A 14,083-nucleotide genomic window follows, 5' to 3' on the forward strand; every position below is an offset into this window, starting at 1 on the left:
GTCACCCTGCACGGGCACGAGAGCTGGTTACATGATCCCATGCCCCAAGACCTGGAGCACTGGCGTACCAAGGTCCGTGACGCCGGACTGGGCTTCGCGGACGACCCGATCACCCTTTCCCTGACCCTGGCCCTGCCCGCCCTGTTTCCCGTGCGCGACAGGCGATCGACGGAAGCGCTGCTCACCGCGTTGCCGGGCTTCCGCGCGCGGCTCTACGACGTCCAGCGCACCGCGGACGTTCTCTCCCCGGTGGAATCGGGCGACGAGCTGGTGCGAGAAGCGCTGAACGCCTACGGGGAACCGGACAGGGGCGCCGACGTGCTCGTCGACGCCCTGCGCGCCGTCGCGGCGCCAGATCGTCCAAGTGCCGTGGAATCCTTGTGTCGCTTGACATCCGTTCCGGGTATCGCCGCGGAGGCCGCGGACCTCGCGCTGTCGCAGGCGTTGACCGACGACCCGGACGCCTACCTGCCCGCGCTCGCGCAGGCGACGACCTCGGCCGAAGACCCCGCGCGGCTCGTCGACCTGCTGCACCGGGCGTTCCCCGCGGCGAGCTACGAGGTCGCCGTCGACGCCTACCTCAGGCTGCCCCGGCAGGACTCGCGGCTGGCCTCCGCCATCGCGCACATCGCGCTGGACCTGTTCGCCCGCAAGACCTTCGACACCGACCCCGATCCGGCGGACGAGCCCAGCCCCATGCTCGACCTCGACCTCGCCACCCGCATGCTCGACGGCGAGCGACCCGAACAGGCCGCCGCGTTCGCCCACCGCGCCGCAGGCAACGCACACAGCCAGGACCTCCGCGTCCGTGCGCTGGTCGTCCTGTCCCGGGCGGTGGCCCTGCTCGGCCACCACTGGTACGCCCGGGAGAAGGCCGACGAGGCCGTGGCCGTCGCCCGCGGTGTCGGTGACAAGGGCCTGCTGTTCGACGCGCTGCAGACCGTCGTGGCGAGCAACCACGCCGTGAGGGACCGCTCCCGCGCGGCGGCCGCGTCACTCGAAGCCCTGGAGCTGTCCCGGAAACTCGAGCCGGAGGACCAGGCGATCGCACTGGGTCTCGCCTGCGCGGCCCACACCGGAGAGCCGGGCCGCGCGGCCGAGTTCGCCGCCGAGTCGGTCGCGCTGCTCCGCGACATGGCCGACCGCGACCCCGGCCGGCACCTGCTTCGCTACATCGCCGCCCTCGACACGTACGCGACCGCGCTGAGCGCAGCGGGCCAGGACGCGTTCGACGTCGGTCAGCAGGCGTTGCTGCTGATCCAGGACCTGCACCGGCTCGACCCGGACCGGCACGGCCCGCAGTACGCCCAGGTGGTGCTGAACTTCTCGAACCGCCTGGCCGCCCGCGGTGATCACGCCAACGCGCTGGAGGGCTACCTGACCGCGACCCGCGTGCTGTACGCGCTGGTCCCGCAGTCACCGCACGCCTATGCCGCCAAGTGCGCCATCGCCACGTGGTCGATGGCCAACGCGTTCGCCGCCCTGCACCGCTGGAGCGAGGCGGAGCAGGCGATCCTGGGCACCATCACGCTGCAACGCGGCTGCGTCGGCGAGTCCCAGCCCTGGGTGATCCCCGACCTGCTCGACTCGCTGGAGTTCCTGAAGCTCTGCCTGTCCCGCGCCAAGCGGTTCGCGGAACTTCCCGCCCTGGAAAAGGAACAGCAGGTGTTGCGGGTCGTGCACGCGCGCTACCAGAAGCTCAGCGGGTCAGCCGCTCCCGCTCCACCCGACGGGTGACGTGGTCGAGACCGGACTTCGTGAGCGGCAGCGCGTGCAGCTTCCGCGGCTTGCTCGTGGGCCCCCACTGCCCGTCCTGCTGGAGCATCTCCCAATCCTGGGAGTCGTCGACGCGGATCAGCGAGCGCGCGTTGTCCAGATCCATGACCTCGTGCAACACCTCGAAGACGGCGAAGTAGAAGTGGCCGTCGATCGGCTGCGCTTCCCGGCGTGCGTTGCGGAGGTGCAGGCGGGCGGTGAGGCGGGCCTTCTCCGAGGCGTTCAGCGGCACGGCGAACTCGCCCTGGGCCTCCGGTACGACGTCGTGCGCCGAGTCGAGGTCGAGGACGTCGGTCAGCCGGTGGAAGACCGCGTACCCGGCGGTCTCGCCCGCTCGCACCTCGGTCCGCCACTTCAACGAGAGCCGCGCCATCGTCTCGACGGCGGTCGCCATGGACGTCCGCACGGCGTCCATGCGCGGCTCACGGGTGGCCTGGGCGAGCAACCTCGACGGCTGCGGCTCCGGGTCGCCGGTGAACGCGAGCTCGCTGTCCGGGTCCTTGGCCACCTGGGTGACCACGGCGACCGGACGCTTGTCCACGAGGACGACGTGGTGAGTGCAGCCCTGATCCCAGTGCGCGTCGATCAGCCTCTTGACCGAAGCGGCCTCGACGAGGCTGAGCGCGACGTACTCCTCCGGCTTGTCGAGCCCGGAGTCGATGCGGTGGAGCTTCTCGCTGGGCTCCCACGTCTGATGCCCGGCGTACTCCTCCTCGGCACCGCCGTCCGGCCGGCGGAGGAGCCGGTCCGCCTCGGCCAGGTCGAGCACACCCAGCGCGTCCTTGAACGACGCGTAGTACTTGTAGTCCGTCAGCTCCGACTCGTGGTCGCGCGACCGGATCGTGCGGATCATCTCGACCAGGAATCCGTTGGCGTCGCTGACGCCCACATCGCGCACCGTCCAGTCCGGTTCGGACGGAACGCGGCCGAGCAGATCCGACGGCTCCCAGCGCAGGTCGTGCGTGAACGCTTCCTCAACGGCCCCGGTCAGCCGCACGACGGCGAGCGGAAGCCCTTGTCCTTCAACGAGAATGATGACGTAACGGGCTTCCGGGCTCATGCGGGCAGTGTACGTCTACCCGCGCATCAGCGTGCGGGCGGCCACCGTGACCCACGCGACCACCAGCACTCCGTACAGCACAACGGAAACCCCGGAGAGCATCGCCGAGGGAACCCGGACCGCGAGCGCGCTCGTCCCGGTCACCAGGGTACCGAGCGGGAAGACGAAACTCCACCACGTCAACGCGAACGGCAGCCCGCGCCGTGCGGTCCGCACGGTGACGGCGGTGGCGAGCGCCACCCACAGCAGGGCGAACCCCCACGTGATCGTGCCGTAGAGCACACCGAACGCGGCTTGGCCCGGCAGCACGGACACACCCGCGAGCAGGTTCGCGGCGGTGATCGACTGACCCAGCGGGCCGAGCACGATCCACAACGTCGGCACGGTCGAGGCCGCGCCCAGCCCGTGCTGCACCAGCCGCTGCCAGATCTGCGGCACGATCACCATCGTCGCGAACAGACTGACGCCGAACAGCGCGTAGCAGCCGAGCACCATGGTCTGCCGCGCTGATCCCTCCGGCAGGTGCTGCGCCAGCAGGGCACCGGAGGCGGCGGACACCATCGGCGGCACCACGGGCATCAGCCAGCCGGCGAACGCGCGCTCGCCGCTGCCGATCATCCGCAACGGCACCAGCACCGAGGTCGCCAGCCCGAGCAGCGTGCCCGCCGTCCACAGTGTCCAGTCGAGCGCCAGTGCGGCGGGCAGCCCGATCCAATCGGAGCCGAGCAGCAACGCGCCCGTGCCGACGGTCATCAACGCCATCGGCGGCGCACCCCAGAACTGGGCCATCACGGGATCGGCGAGCTGCGAGCGCACCGTCGACCACGTCCAGCGCCTCAGGGCGGCCGCCACGAGGAAGACCAGCAGCGCGACGTCGAGCGCCCACACGTACGTGGCGGCGGTGCGCAGACCGGGCATCGAGGCTCCGGCCGTGGCGACGATCCCCGTCCCCATCACCGAGGCGAAGAGGTTCGGGCCGAATGGTGCCGCTCGTCGCACCCCGACGGGCACGGTGTGTTGAGGTGCGAGAGCGGTCACGACATGACAATCCCCGCGCCACGCCTGGCTCGGTAGGCCCCAATCGCCGAGGTGCACATAGGCTGTCCCTATGCCTCTGCCGTCCAGGGTCACCGACCTGACCAGCTTCGACCTGCTGCGCAGCGTCGCCGAGCTGGGCAGCATCGGCCGCGCGGCCCAGGCGCACGGCATGTCCCAGCCCAGCGCCAGCGAGCGGCTCAGGACCCTCGAGGCCCGCGTCGGCGTCACGTTGCTCGAACGCACCTCGCGCGGCGCCCGGCTCACCACGGCGGGCCAGCTCGTGGCCGGCTGGGCGGCCCAGGTGCTGGAACGCGCGGCCGACCTCGACGCCGGCATCACCAGCCTGCGCGCGGACCGGCAGAGCCACCTCAGGATCGCCGCGAGCCTCACCGTGGCCGAGTACCTGCTGCCCGCGTGGCTGATCGCGCTGCGGTCCGTCAGCCCGGACACCGCGACCGTGCTGTCGGCGGGCAACTCGGTGCACGTCGCCGAGCAGGTGCTGGCCCAGAAGGCCGACCTGGGGTTCATCGAGAGCACCGACGTGCCGGCGGGCCTGGCCAGCCGCGTGGTCGCGAAGGACGAACTCGTGCTCGTCGTCGCACCCGGCCATCCCTGGGCCAGGCGTCGGCGCGTCACCGCCGCGAAGGCCGCCGCGACGCCGCTGGTCAGCAGGGAGTCGGGTTCGGGCACGCGGCAGGCGTGGGAGCACGCGCTGAAGGCAGCGGGCATCACCGAGTCCGCGGGGCCGCTGCTCGACATGTCGTCGACCACGGCGATCAAGGCTGCCGCGATCGGCGGCATCGGCCCCGCCGTCCTGAGCGTTCACACCGTGGCCGCCGACATCGCCGCCCGCACGCTCGTCCGGGTCGAGGTCTCAGGCGTCGACCTGCACCGCGCGCTCAGGGCGGTCTGGCCGTCCGGGCGGACACCCCGGGGCCCCGCCTCCGACCTGTTGACCATCGCGACGCGTAGTCTCACCGATCGTGCCGACCGGCGGTAGCAAACAGGTTCGCGCCGCGCGCAAGCGCAAGAAGCGCATGGCCCGCGTCATCAACGACCTCACCGACGAGCAGTGGGACGCCCTCAAGACGGCGTGGGGCGGTTGCGCCTACTGCACCGCTCCCGCGAGCTCGTTGCAGAAGGACTGCGTGCAGGCCCTCTCCCGCGGCGGCCGTTACACGCTCGGCAACGTCGTGCCCGCGTGCGGATCGTGCAACGCGAGCAAGTGCAACGCCGAGGTGACGGGCTGGCTGCGGCGCAAGAAGCTCGACGAGCGCACGTTCCTGGTGCGCCACTACGAGATCTCGAACGAGCTGACCGCGCGTTTCGCCGAGGTCGTCGAGGTCGCCGAGTCCACAGTGGAACCGGGTTAGGCGGAGTTGCGCACGGCGCTGTACCCGTCGAAGAGCGCGTCCCAAGCCTTCTTGCAGCGGGCGTCGAGCTGCCCGTCCGCACTCGTCCCACCGGCCGCGAACCACGGCTCGCACGGCGCGATCTCGGTGAGCTGGCGGCGCACCTCGGCAAGGGCGGTCTGACCGGCGGGTGGCAGCTTGGCCGACTGCTTCTCGACCTCGTCGATCACCCCTGTCACGTCGGGCATGACGTGCGTGCAGTTGTCGGCGGGGGCGACGGGCTCGCCTCGCAGGCGCGCCGCGCAGTCCGTGAGCAGGACGCCGATCGCGTCGAGCCTGGGCTGCAGGTCCGGCAGCGGTGAGCCGGTCGACGAGATGGGGGCCGGCTTGATCGTGGGCAGGGACGACGTCCCGGTACCGCACCCGAGCAGGAGGAAAGCCAGCGCAATGGCGGAGTAGCGCATGCGGGCAGCGTAGCGAGCCCGAAAGGCCGCCTGAGCTGGGGTGCTCCGGCGGCCTCCGCGTTCACCCGATCAGGTTCACGCGCGGATGAAGGACTTCACACCGTCGGGGAACCCGAGCGCGTCCGTGTCCGCGACGTCGTCGCTCACGACGGTGGACTTGCCCTTGCAGCCCGGCTCGGACCAGATCTTCACCGCGCCGTCCGGGGAGAGCGACTTGAAGCCGCCGCGCAGGTCGGCGCACTTGGCCTCGACCTTGACGCCGGTAGCGAAGTTGTTGCCGCTGAAGTCGTCGAAGTTCTTGCCGCTGAAGAAGGTCACGGAGTTCGCGGGCTTGGCGCCGGGAGCGGGCGGGGCGGGCTGGGTGGCGGGAGCCTCGGCGGGGGCGACAGCGCGCTTGCCCTCGGGGTTGATGACGAACCACTTGTTGCCGACGTTCTGGCCCTTGATGTCACCAGCCTTCTCGTCCTTGTTGAACAAGTAGATCGGGCGGCCGCCGATCGTCACCTGCGTCGCGCCGTCCTGGCGCTTGACGAAGCCGATGTTCTCCCGCTTGATGCCGGGGAAGAAGAGCTTGGTGCCCTTGGCGACGGTGATCGGCGGCCAGGTCTTCGCACAGTCACCGTTGCAGTTGGACACTCCGCCCTTCACCGGGTCGTCGCTGAACCAGTAGACCGAGAGTCCCTTGCCGTTGACGACGGCGGGCTCCAGGCCACCGGCGTTGGCGACGCGCAGCTCGACCCACTTCTGCTTCACCTCGGGGGACGCGGTCGCCGGAGCGCGGTCGCCGGAGTTCTGGTCGGCCTTGTTGGAGTTCGCCGATCCGCGCAGGAAGTCCACATCGGACTGTTCGGCGGACGCCTGCTGCGTCTCCTGGGCCTGTTCCGTTGCGGGAACTGCAGATCCGGGCTGCGCGGCACCCTGACCGCACGCCGTCAACGCGATGACACCGACCGCGAAAAGGGCAGCAGCGAACCCAACTTGCTTGCGACGCATTGTTTTTCTCATTCCTGAGTGGACTTTCGCCAACCTGTTCACCCCCAATCACGTACGACTCCTCGGATCGGTTCAGCCGAGTTCCAGGTGAGAGCGCGATCACACGTGTCGGGAAGCGCACCCGGTACCGTTGGGGGCGTGAACACCAGCCTGAGCAGCGACTTCGCCGACGCGGTGCCGGAGATGGCGGTCTCGTGGGAGGCCGTCCCGGTCGCCGAACCGGAACTCCTGGCCCTCAACGAGCCACTCGCGAAAGAGCTCGGACTCGACCCCAGCCGGCTGCGCGCTGACGATCTGCCATTTCTCGTGAGCGGGCGCGGTGTCGCCCAGGCCTACGCCGGACACCAGTTCGGCGGCTACTCCCCCAGGCTCGGCGACGGCCGCGCGCTGCTGCTCGGTGAGCTGACCGCCGCCGACGGACGGCTCCGCGACCTCCACCTGAAGGGCTCCGGCCGCACCCCGTTCGCCCGCGGCGGCGACGGACTGGCGGCCGTCGGCCCGATGCTGCGCGAGTACCTGATCAGCGAAGCCATGTACGCGCTCGGCATCCCGACGACCCGTGCGCTGGCCGTCGTGTCGACCGGGCACGTCGTCCAGCGCGAGGAACCGCTGGCCGGTGCCGTCCTGGCCAGGGTCGCCGCGTCGCACCTGCGCGTCGGCAGCTTCCAGTACGCCCGCAACACCGGCGACCTGGACCTGCTGCGCCGCCTCGCCGACCACGCGATCGCGCGCCACCACCCCGGCAGCACCTACCTGGAGCTGTTCGCGCACGTGGTCGCCGCCCAGGCGTCCCTCGTCGCCCGGTGGATGCTGGTCGGCTTCATCCACGGCGTCATGAACACCGACAACATGACGATCTCCGGCGAGACGATCGACTACGGCCCGTGCGCGTTCATGGAGGCCTACGACCCGACGACGAAGTACAGCTCCATCGACCACCGCGGCCGCTACGCCTACGGCAACCAGCCGATCATCGCCGAGTGGAACCTGGCCCGCCTCGCCGAGGCCCTCCTGCCGCTGTTCGCCGAGAACGAGGACGAGGCCGTCTCACTGGCCCTCGCGACGCTGCGGACGTTCGACGCGCACTTCGAGGAGACCTGGATCGGCGGCATGCGGGCGAAGCTCGGCGTGTCCGGCGACGTCAAGCCCCTGCTGCAGGACCTGCTCGCGTTGATGCACGAGAACCACGTCGACTTCACGTCGTTCTTCCACCTCCTCGGCAAGGCGGCTCGCGGCGACGCGGAACCCGCCCGCTCGCTGTTCCTCGACCTCGCGGCCGTCGACGCCTGGCTCGCGCGCTGGCGCGAACTCGGACCGGATGCCGAGACGATGGACCGCGCCAACCCCGTCTACGTCCCGCGCAACCACCTCGTGGAGGAGGCGCTGGCCGCCGGGGCGGACGGTGACATGGGCCCGTTCGACCGTTTGCTGAAAGCGGTTACCTCCCCGTTCGGCGAACGGCCCGGCCTGGAATACTTCGCCGATCCCGCGCCGCGGGACTTCAGTGCCACCTACCGGACCTACTGCGGGACTTGATGAAGCTGCAGCCGATCGGCCACGTCGAATCACCCCTCACCGACCGCTCCACCGCGCCCAAGCAGGCCGACGAGGGCGCGCCAGAGGCCTTGCTCGTGTTCGCGCCCGAGTACGCGCGGGCGATGCGGGAACTGGAAGAAGGCCAGGACGTCCTGGTCCTGACCTGGCTCGACCGCGCCGACAGGTCGGTGCTGGCCGTGCATCCCCGCAGCGACCAGGACCGGCCGGAGACAGGCGTGTTCTCGACCCGCTCGCCGGACCGCCCGAACCCGATCGGCCTGCACCACGTCCGGATCACCGCGGTGGACGGCCTCAAGATCCGGGTGGCGCACCTGGAGGCCATCGACGGCACGCCGATCGTCGACGTCAAGCCCGTGCTGGGGCCGGAACGCTGACCTACTGGGTGTCGCGCGGGCATCCCCCGTCCTGCTCCAGCCCTGCCGCCAGGTCCTCGCGGAACGGAAGCTCACCGCACAACAGCCGAGGCGTCGAGGTCGTGTCCGCGTTACCGCGCAACACCAACACGGCCTTGTTCGACGGCACGTGCGTGCTGGCCACGAACCCGATTGTCCCGGTTGCCCCCTCGATGGCGTTGTGGACGATCGGCAGCGGTACGTCGCGGGAAGGCCAGCGCGGGCGGGAGGCCCCTGTGACGTGACTTTGAACAGCGTCGTCTCCCTCACCCGTTCTGCCGGTCCCAAACAGAACCTCGACGGAGTGTCGAGCAGGACGGTCTTCGCATTAGCCGAATCGGGCTGATGCGAAGCGGATGAGAATGCGGTGAGAAGAACGTGCCCTGCGGGTACCCCGAGGAGATGAGCCAACCGATTCCGCCTGCGGAACCCGTGCCGACCACGCCGGGTCCGGACCAGCCGCAACCGACCGGGCCGGACCAGCCACATCTGCCCGGCCCGGACGCCGACCCGGTACGTCCTCCCGGGCCGGACGACGATCCGCTTCCTCCGCAGCCGAAACCGGTTTGAACCGCTGAGCCGCTGGGTATGCGGCTCTTCGGCAGGCCGGACCGACCTGGGGAGCGGACATGCTCAGTGCTCAGGAACAGCAGCAGCTCAGCGACATCGAACGGTGGCTTCGCGCCTCCGACCCGGACCTGGCTCGCGCGCTGAGCCAGGGTCCGCTCTCCCAGAGCAACCTGGGGTGGCGCGTGGCGGCGTTCTTCAGGAAGCCACCGCGATCGGCCGACTGACCGCGTTCGGCGGCGCCTCGGCCCGGTTCCAGCGCATCCGCGACCACGGCAGGTCCATGTCCGCGAGCCTGGTGATCTGGCGCGGGCGGAGGTCCTCCGGCATCGGCACCTCCGCATGCCGGGAGTAGGCGGCGTCGACGTAGCGGTGGCCGGTGTCCGGGGCCAGCACGACCACCTGCCGTTCCGGGTCCAGTCGCTGCTCCCACCGCGCCGCCAGGTACGCCGCTCCCGCCGACAGCCCGGCGAAGATCGCGTGCTCGCGCAACAGGGCCACGCTGCCGGACAGAGCCGCGTCGAAGCCGAACCAGTGCACCGTGTCGTAGAGGGTGTGGTCGACGTTGCCGAACGGGATCGAGCTGCCGATCCCGGCGATGATGATCTCCGGGTCGTGCACGTGCTCACTGCCGAACGTGACGCTGTCGAACGGTTGCACGCCGACCAGTTCGACCTGAGGCGCCGTCTCCCGCAGGAACGTGGTCAGCGCCCCGGTCGACGCTCCGGTGCCGACGCCGCCCACGACGCTCAGGTGGTCGCAGTCTGCGTGCTCGCGGATGAGGTCGGCGATCGGCCGGTAGCCGCGGTAGTGGACGTCGTCGTGGTACTGCCGCATCCAGTGGTGCCTCGGGTGATCGCGCAGGATCTCCCGCACCCGTGCCACCCGCCGGCTCTGGTCGAGCTTCAGGCTCGCGGACGCCGGCATCGGCTCCACGGTGACACCGAGGATCTCCAACTGCGTGCGCAACGTCCTGTCGACCGTCGTGGAGGCGACGATGTGGCAGTGCAGGCCGTAGCGGTGGCAGGCCAACGCGAGGGCGTGCGCGTAGATGCCGCTGGAACTGTCGACCAGCGTGTCCCCCTGCGCGATGGTGCCGCGCTCGAGGAGGTACCGGACGGCTTCGAGGGCGGAGGCGACCTTCATGGTCTCGAAGCGCAGGCAGAGGGTGCGGGAGTCGAGGCGTACCAGGGCGGGACGGCTCAGCGCGTCGGCGATGTGGTGGTCCACGTCTTCTCTCCTGCTCGGTAGCGGTACAGCGCGGACTCGTCGGCGCTGAACTGCGAGAACGGGAACGGTTCCGCGGACAGGGCCGTGACTCCCCCACCGAGGAAGTGGCGGGCGACGGCGCCGGCGGTCTGGGCGTAGACGATCAGCGGGATGTCGCGTTCGCGGCAGGCGCGCAGGATCTCGTCGAACGTGCCGTTGCCGATCGTCATGCCGGTCGCGACCACGGCGTCCGCGACTCCGAGGACGTCGCGCATGTCCGGGGTCACCGGGTCGCCCCACTGCGTCGTGCGCAACGAGAGATCGCAGGGCAGGCACTCGGCGCCGCGCTCGCGGATGGCTGCCACCAACGGGTTCACCACGCCGATCAACGCGACCTTGGCGCCTGGTTCGACGTCGAGCAGGCCGGCGACGGCCGCATCTCTTGCCCGCGCCCGCTCCTCCGGCGTTCCGGCAGGCAGCACGACCCGTTCGGCATCGGACGTCCGATGTGGACGGACGCTGCCGAGGTAGGCGTCGAGGGCCGCCACCCGCACCGGGGCCGGGGCCTCGGTGAGCAGGCGCGCCACGGGAGCGCCGGAGTAGTTCGCGGCCACGGCCGGATCGGCGTCGCCTTCCGCGAACGCGCAGGCGCCGAACGCCGTTCCGACGCGGACCAGCACGTACTGGTTGCGGTAGGTGGTGTCGCCGCCGGCCAGCCTGGTGCCGTGGTGGACCCAGAACACGCTGGTGGCAGGCAGTTCTCGCGGATCGGGACCGTGCCGGCCCGCCAGCACCTCTGCTGTCAGATCATCCACAGTGGACATTTCTCCCCCTTCTCAGCGGACCGGCTCGCGATAGCCGACGGCCAGGTGGCCCAGGCTGTCGCGGCCGATCTCGGCTTCCACGTCGAACACCTCGCGCAGCAGTGGCGCGGTCAGCACGTCGGCCGCCTGGCCGTCCGCGACGACCGTGCCGCCGTGCATCAGGACCAGCCGGTCGCAGTAGCGGGCGGCCAGCGCGAGGTCGTGCAGCGCCACGACGACGGTCTGCGGTGTGCGCCCGGCCAGTTCCATCAGTTCGAGCTGGTGGCGCACGTCCAGGTGGTTCGTGGGCTCGTCCAGCAGCAGTCCGGACGTGCGTTGGGCCAACGCCCGCGCCAGGTGGGTGCGCTGACGTTCGCCACCGGACAGCTGCTTCCACGGCCGGTCCGCGAGCCCGGTGAGGTCGAGCCTTTCCAGTGCGGCGGCGACGATCGCGTGATCACTCGCGTCCGGCCCGCGCCATCGCGACCGGTGCGCGGTGCGGCCGAGCATCGCGACCTCGGCCACCCGCAAGTCGCTGTCGGTGTCGGCGGTCTGCTCGACGAACGCCAGCCTGCGCGCTCGCTCACGGGCGGACCACGACGTGATCTCCACGCCGTCGAAGCGCACCTCTCCGTTCGTCGGGGTGCGCAGCCCGGCCAGGCACCGCAACAGCGACGACTTGCCGGAGCCGTTCGGCCCGATCAGCCCGACCGTCTCCCCCGGTTCGACCGTCAGGCTCACGTCCCTGACGATGGTCTTGCCGGGCACGCCCCAGCTCAGGTTCCGGACGTCGATCCTCACAGCTCACCCCGCTTGCGCAGCACCAGCAGGAAGAGCGGCACGCCGAGCAGCGCGGTGAACACGCCCACCGGCACCTCCAGCGGCGAGAACACCACGCGGGTGAGCGCGTCCGTCCAGACCAGGAACACCGCGCCGACGACGGCCGACAGCGGCAGGAGCTTGCGGTGCAACGGCCCGACGAGGAACCGGACGCCGTGCGGGACGATGAGCCCGACGAACCCGACCGCGCCCACGGCGGCCACCGCGACGGCCGTCAGCACCGAGGTCGTGACCAGCAGGACGATGCGCGTCGTGCGCACGTCGACCCCCAGCGAGGACGCGGTGTCGGTGCCGAACGCGAACCCGTCCAGCGCGGCCGAGCACAGCCACACCACCAGCAGCCCGGCCGCCAGGACCACCGCGCACACCACCACGGACGTCCACCGGGCCGACGCGAGCGATCCCAGCAGCCAGTTGGTGACCGCGCGGATGCTGTCGGCGTCCCCGGACGTCAGCAGGATCAACGAGGTGAGCGCGGCGAACAGCTGTCCCACGACCACACCGGTGAGCACGACGCGCGACGAGTCCAGGCCGGTGCGCCGCAGCAGCAGCATCAGCAGCCCGAACGCCACCAGCGCGCCGATCAACGCCCCACCGGTGACCCCGAGCTGCGAGCCGGCGAACCCCAGCACCACCACGACCACCGCGCCCGTCGAGGCGCCGGACGACACCCCGAGCAGGTACGGGTCGGCGAGCGAGTTCCGCGTGACGCTCTGCAGCACCGCGCCGCACACCGCCAGCGCCGCGCCGACGAGCGCCGCGAGCAGCACCCGCGGCACCCTCAGATCCCAGATCAGCGAGTCCAGCAGGCGCGGCAGCGGAACGACCGGCAGGCCGAGGCGTCCGCCCGCGGCCCTGCCGATCTCGGCCCAGCCCGCGCCCACGCCGATGCGGACGGCGAGCACCGCCGACACCACGAGGACGACGAGGCTCAGCACGATCACGAGCGTGTTCTTCCTGCGCTGAACGAGTTTCGGAGCTTCCAGGACGACCGGGTCGAGAACAGCCGCGTCAGCCACGGCCGGCGATCTCGTCGAGCCCCGCGCCGAACGCCCTGAGCGCGTCGACCGTGCGCACGGACGGGTCCATCTCGATGCCGGGCAGCTCGATCACCTTGTTCTCCCGCAACGCCTTGAGCTGCGAGACGACCGGGTGTTCGCGCATCATCGCGAGCTTCTCGCTCGCCCTGTCGCCGGGGTTGCCGCGTTCGGACAGGTCGCCGATCACGATGACGTCGGGATCGCGGCGGGCGATCTCCTCCCAGGACGCCTCTGGCCACTCCTGACTCAGGTCGTCGAAGACGTTGACCGCACCGGCGATCTTGCTCATCTGGCTCGGCATGCCGTCCTTGCCCGCCACGTACGGGACGCCCTTGAAGACCGAGTAGACCCAGACGACCTTCACCGGATCCCGTTTCACGGCCTGGACTTCCGCGACGGCCGCGCGTTGCTCGGCGGCGAGCTGGTTCGCCTTCTCGGTGATGCCGAAGATCTTCCCGAAGTTCTCGTAGTCGCGGAACAGGCGGTCGAACGGCGCGGTCGTGCCGTCCGGGCAGTTCACCGCGCTCACGAACGTGGGCACCCCAAGGGTTTCCAGCTCATCGCGCGTTCCGGCGCGGTCGGCGGTGAAGAGCTCCTTGAACGACGCCACGACGACATCGGGGTTGGCCGCCCTGAGCGGCTCCGAGGTGAGGATCTTGGGCGACAGCACCGGGATCTTCGCGTAGGCGTCGGCGAACCGGGGCGCCACCTTGGTCTTCACGTTCGCGGTGCCGGCCATCCGATCCTGCATTCCCAGCGCCAGCAACGTTTCCGTCGAGTTCTGGTCCAGCGTGACCACCCGCTGCGGCGTGCCGGTGAACGTGAGCTGCTTGCCGCAGCTGTCCACCACCACCGACTGAGCCGTCGGCGCCTGGGCGCCTCCCGGTGTGGCGCAGCCCGCGGCGAGCACCGCGACCAACGCCAGGCCGAACCGGGCGGGGTGAGACATCGGATCCTCCAGAAAGTTCACTCGAACGGTGTGCGCTACTGTA

General features: G+C 70.5%; 16 protein-coding genes. 6 read left to right on the forward strand and 10 right to left on the reverse strand.

Features of this window, described 5'->3' with window-relative positions; genetic code table 11:
• Window positions 1–39: 39 nt before the first annotated feature.
• Window positions 40–1,737, forward strand: a complete 1,698-nt coding sequence (locus SK854_RS09315; RefSeq protein ID WP_319974600.1) for a tetratricopeptide repeat protein — start codon at window positions 40–42, stop codon at window positions 1,735–1,737.
• Here SK854_RS09315 and SK854_RS09320 read toward each other — a convergent pair.
• Entirely contained in the window at window positions 1,700–2,836 is a 1,137-nt protein-coding gene (locus SK854_RS09320; RefSeq protein ID WP_319974601.1) for a hypothetical protein, read from the reverse strand. The genes SK854_RS09315 and SK854_RS09320 overlap by 38 nt on opposite strands.
• A 15-nt stretch (window positions 2,837–2,851) precedes the next feature.
• The gene (locus SK854_RS09325; protein WP_319974602.1) at window positions 2,852–3,874 is read right to left on the reverse strand and encodes a TDT family transporter; all 1,023 of its coding nucleotides are present in this window, start codon (window positions 3,872–3,874) and stop codon (window positions 2,852–2,854) included.
• Between the two features lie 70 nt (window positions 3,875–3,944).
• On the opposite strand from SK854_RS09325, the gene SK854_RS09330 reads away from it, so the two are divergent.
• Window positions 3,945–4,874 carry a LysR family transcriptional regulator gene (locus tag SK854_RS09330; protein WP_319974603.1) on the forward strand — a complete coding sequence of 310 codons (930 nt, stop codon included), beginning with the start codon at window positions 3,945–3,947 and terminating at the stop codon, window positions 4,872–4,874.
• Window positions 4,858–5,247, forward strand: a complete 390-nt coding sequence (locus SK854_RS09335) for an HNH endonuclease (protein ID WP_319974604.1) — start codon at window positions 4,858–4,860, stop codon at window positions 5,245–5,247. Before SK854_RS09330 ends, SK854_RS09335 begins: the two co-directional genes overlap by 17 nt.
• On the opposite strand, the gene SK854_RS09340 is transcribed toward SK854_RS09335, so the two are convergent.
• The gene (locus SK854_RS09340; protein ID WP_319974605.1) at window positions 5,244–5,690 is read right to left on the reverse strand and encodes a hypothetical protein; all 447 of its coding nucleotides are present in this window, start codon (window positions 5,688–5,690) and stop codon (window positions 5,244–5,246) included. The genes SK854_RS09335 and SK854_RS09340 overlap by 4 nt on opposite strands.
• 75 nt (window positions 5,691–5,765) lie before the next feature.
• On the reverse strand, window positions 5,766–6,683 hold the full coding sequence (locus tag SK854_RS09345; RefSeq protein ID WP_319974606.1) for a COG4315 family predicted lipoprotein: 918 nt from the start codon (window positions 6,681–6,683) through the stop codon (window positions 5,766–5,768).
• A gap of 138 nt (window positions 6,684–6,821) precedes the next feature.
• Between SK854_RS09345 and SK854_RS09350 the strand changes: the two genes are divergently transcribed.
• Together SK854_RS09350 and tsaA are read left to right on the forward strand one after the other, a co-directional pair.
• The gene (locus SK854_RS09350) at window positions 6,822–8,219 is read left to right on the forward strand and encodes a protein adenylyltransferase SelO (protein ID WP_319974607.1); all 1,398 of its coding nucleotides are present in this window, start codon (window positions 6,822–6,824) and stop codon (window positions 8,217–8,219) included.
• A complete protein-coding gene (tsaA, locus tag SK854_RS09355) occupies window positions 8,219–8,614 on the forward strand; it encodes a tRNA (N6-threonylcarbamoyladenosine(37)-N6)-methyltransferase TrmO (protein WP_319974608.1) in 396 nt (131 codons plus the stop codon). Before SK854_RS09350 ends, tsaA begins: the two co-directional genes overlap by 1 nt.
• 1 nt (window position 8,615) lies before the next feature.
• Here the strand turns inward: tsaA and SK854_RS09360 are convergent, their stop codons facing one another.
• Window positions 8,616–8,777 carry a hypothetical protein gene (locus tag SK854_RS09360; RefSeq protein WP_319974609.1) on the reverse strand — a complete coding sequence of 54 codons (162 nt, stop codon included), beginning with the start codon at window positions 8,775–8,777 and terminating at the stop codon, window positions 8,616–8,618.
• 484 nt (window positions 8,778–9,261) lie between these two features.
• Between SK854_RS09360 and SK854_RS09365 the strand changes: the two genes are divergently transcribed.
• Window positions 9,262–9,426, forward strand: a complete 165-nt coding sequence (locus SK854_RS09365) for a DUF3040 domain-containing protein (RefSeq protein ID WP_319974610.1) — start codon at window positions 9,262–9,264, stop codon at window positions 9,424–9,426.
• On the opposite strand, the gene SK854_RS09370 is transcribed toward SK854_RS09365, so the two are convergent.
• From SK854_RS09370 to SK854_RS09390, 5 genes are read right to left on the reverse strand one after another with little or no spacing between them, the layout of a single operon-like run.
• Window positions 9,398–10,429 carry a pyridoxal-phosphate dependent enzyme gene (locus tag SK854_RS09370; RefSeq protein ID WP_319974611.1) on the reverse strand — a complete coding sequence of 344 codons (1,032 nt, stop codon included), beginning with the start codon at window positions 10,427–10,429 and terminating at the stop codon, window positions 9,398–9,400. The genes SK854_RS09365 and SK854_RS09370 overlap by 29 nt on opposite strands.
• On the reverse strand, window positions 10,402–11,232 hold the full coding sequence (locus SK854_RS09375) for a Rossmann-like domain-containing protein (RefSeq protein WP_319974612.1): 831 nt from the start codon (window positions 11,230–11,232) through the stop codon (window positions 10,402–10,404). Before SK854_RS09375 ends, SK854_RS09370 begins: the two co-directional genes overlap by 28 nt.
• Before the next feature lie 12 nt (window positions 11,233–11,244).
• Entirely contained in the window at window positions 11,245–12,012 is a 768-nt protein-coding gene (locus tag SK854_RS09380; RefSeq protein WP_319974613.1) for an ABC transporter ATP-binding protein, read from the reverse strand.
• Window positions 12,009–13,070, reverse strand: a complete 1,062-nt coding sequence (locus SK854_RS09385; protein WP_319974614.1) for a FecCD family ABC transporter permease — start codon at window positions 13,068–13,070, stop codon at window positions 12,009–12,011. Before SK854_RS09385 ends, SK854_RS09380 begins: the two co-directional genes overlap by 4 nt.
• Window positions 13,063–14,040 carry an ABC transporter substrate-binding protein gene (locus SK854_RS09390; protein ID WP_319974615.1) on the reverse strand — a complete coding sequence of 326 codons (978 nt, stop codon included), beginning with the start codon at window positions 14,038–14,040 and terminating at the stop codon, window positions 13,063–13,065. Before SK854_RS09390 ends, SK854_RS09385 begins: the two co-directional genes overlap by 8 nt.
• Window positions 14,041–14,083: the final 43 nt, after the last annotated feature.

The sequence above is a fragment of the Lentzea sokolovensis genome, assembly GCF_033949975.1.
In the GTDB taxonomy this organism is placed as follows: Bacteria; Actinomycetota; Actinomycetes; order Mycobacteriales; family Pseudonocardiaceae; genus Lentzea; species Lentzea sokolovensis.